The organism is Aeromonas molluscorum 848 (assembly GCF_000388115.1).
GTDB classification, from domain to species: domain Bacteria; phylum Pseudomonadota; class Gammaproteobacteria; order Enterobacterales; family Aeromonadaceae; genus Aeromonas; species Aeromonas molluscorum.
In genome coordinates this window covers 1-1,861 of sequence record NZ_AQGQ01000285.1, presented here as the reverse complement: position 1 = coordinate 1,861, position 1,861 = coordinate 1, and the positions used below count along the sequence as shown (strand labels likewise).

At 59.4% G+C, this 1,861-nt stretch carries 2 protein-coding genes and 2 tRNA genes; all 4 read right to left on the bottom strand.

Features of this window, described 5'->3' with window-relative positions:
* Positions 1 to 5: 5 nt before the first annotated feature.
* The 4 genes from G113_RS20000 to G113_RS21925 all read right to left on the bottom strand — a co-directional run bounded on the left by G113_RS20000 (position 6) and on the right by G113_RS21925 (position 1,724).
* A tRNA-Val gene (locus G113_RS20000) sits at positions 6 to 82 on the bottom strand.
* A 16-nt stretch (positions 83 to 98) separates the two neighbouring features.
* Positions 99 to 175: transfer RNA gene (locus G113_RS19995), tRNA-Val, on the bottom strand.
* Positions 176 to 359: 184 nt separating this feature from the next.
* Entirely contained in the window at positions 360 to 1,148 is a 789-nt protein-coding gene (locus G113_RS21930; RefSeq protein WP_236611815.1) for an MATE family efflux transporter, read from the bottom strand.
* Positions 1,149 to 1,244: 96 nt separating this feature from the next.
* Positions 1,245 to 1,724: an MATE family efflux transporter gene (locus G113_RS21925; protein WP_236611814.1), complete on the bottom strand. Its 480-nt coding sequence runs from the start codon at positions 1,722 to 1,724 to the stop codon at positions 1,245 to 1,247.
* Positions 1,725 to 1,861 lie beyond the last annotated feature (137 nt).

The window sequence follows — 1,861 nt, the reverse complement described above, 5'->3', positions numbered from 1 at the left end:
AAATATGGTGCGTCCTAGTGGATTCGAACCACCGACCCCCACCATGTCAAGGTGGTGCTCTAACCAGCTGAGCTAAGGACGCATCGCATATCAGAAAGTGGTGGGTTTAATTGGATTCGAACCAACGACCCCTACCATGTCAAGGTAGTGCTCTAACCAACTGAGCTATAAACCCACTTCACCACGCCAGCTGTGCTGACGTGGACGGCATACTACCCATGGCCCCCAAGGCTGTCAACAGCCTCTATGCACAAAGGAGACTGTTTGCCCAGTTCTTGTGCAGCCTGTTGATTTTGCAGGCGAGCCGGCCAAAAAACCTGTCTCACCAAGCTGGCGAAAAGTGGCATGCCATCCGCTTCTCAACTCGCTTGCAAGGACAGGGGAGTGGCGAAGCGGCCATAGATGACCTTGAGCCTGGCCCCCAGCATCAGTGCTGCGCCGGTCAGACCTATGATAAAGCCGACCCAGAAGCCCTGCGGCCCCATGCGCGGCACCACCCAGTCGGTGAGCCCCAGTATCATGCCGCTTGGCAGCCCCAGGCCCCAATAGGCCACTATGGTGATGTAGAAGATGGCCTGGGTGTCCTTGTAACCGCGCAAGGCGGCCGCGGCAATCACCTGCACCGAGTCCGAGATCTGGTAGATGGCGGCGAAGAACAGCAGCAGGGCAGCCAGGGTGATGACATTCATGTCCTCGGTATAGATAGCGGCAATCTGTTCGCGCAGCAGCACCGTCAGGGCGGCAGTGCCGGCGGCGACTGCGATGCCGAGCATCAGGCCGGTACGGGCCGCGACCCGGGCGTGATCCGGCAGGCCTTCTCCTATGCTGTGGCCGACCCGGATGGTGACCCGACCCCGATGGAGAGCGGCAGCATGAATACCAGGCTGGAAAAGTTGAGCGCAATCTGGTGGCTGGCCACTATTTTCCGCGCCAAAGGGCGCTAGCATCAGGGCCACGACGGTAAACAGGGTCACCTCGCAGAAGATAGCCATGGCGATGGGGAAACCCAAGCGGAACAGACGCCAGATCCGGCTGCCGTTGGGGCGACACAGGCTGGCAAACAGCGCAATTTTGCGAAAGTGGCTAGAGAACTTCACATAGAGGATCATGGCCAGCAACATGGCCCAGAGCACGATGGCAGTCGCCACCCCCGCAGCCGACCCCGCCGAGCGCGGGCATGCCGAAGTGACCATGAATGAAGATGTAGTTGGCCGGGATGTTGACCGCCAGCCCCACGAAGCCTATCACCATGGTCGGCACCGTATGGGAGAGCCCTTCACTGAAGTTGCGCAGCACCTGGAACATGGCAAAGGCAGGCAGCCCCAGAGAATGGCATGCAGATAACGGCAGTCTGTCGCCATGACGGGATCGACGTTCATGTATTGCAGCGCCAGCGGGCTGACATAAAGTGCCAGCATCGCGATCGGGGTCACTATGAGGGCAAGCCAAAACGCCTGGTGGACGGCCGGGCGTACCTCATTGCGCTTACGGGCGCCATTGAGCTGTGAGACGATGGGGGTGAGCGCCATGATGATGCCCTGTACCAGCAGGATCACCGGCAGCCAGAAGCTGGAGGCGACAGATACCGCGGCGAGATCGACGGCACTGACCTGCCCTGCCATCACTGTATCGACGAAGTTCATCGCAATCTGCGCAACTTGCGCCACCAGAATAGGGCTGGCAAGACGAATGAGTTGCCTCGCCTCGGACCAATAACGTTGCACTGACACCTCCGGTGGGGGCCGCTTGGGCATGACATGATGGAACAAAAGAGAAGAACGGTGCACCAGAACGGGGCACCGAGGGAGTCATTCTAGCCGTAACTGACGGTCAAGCGAAACGATTGAGTGGACTCAACCCC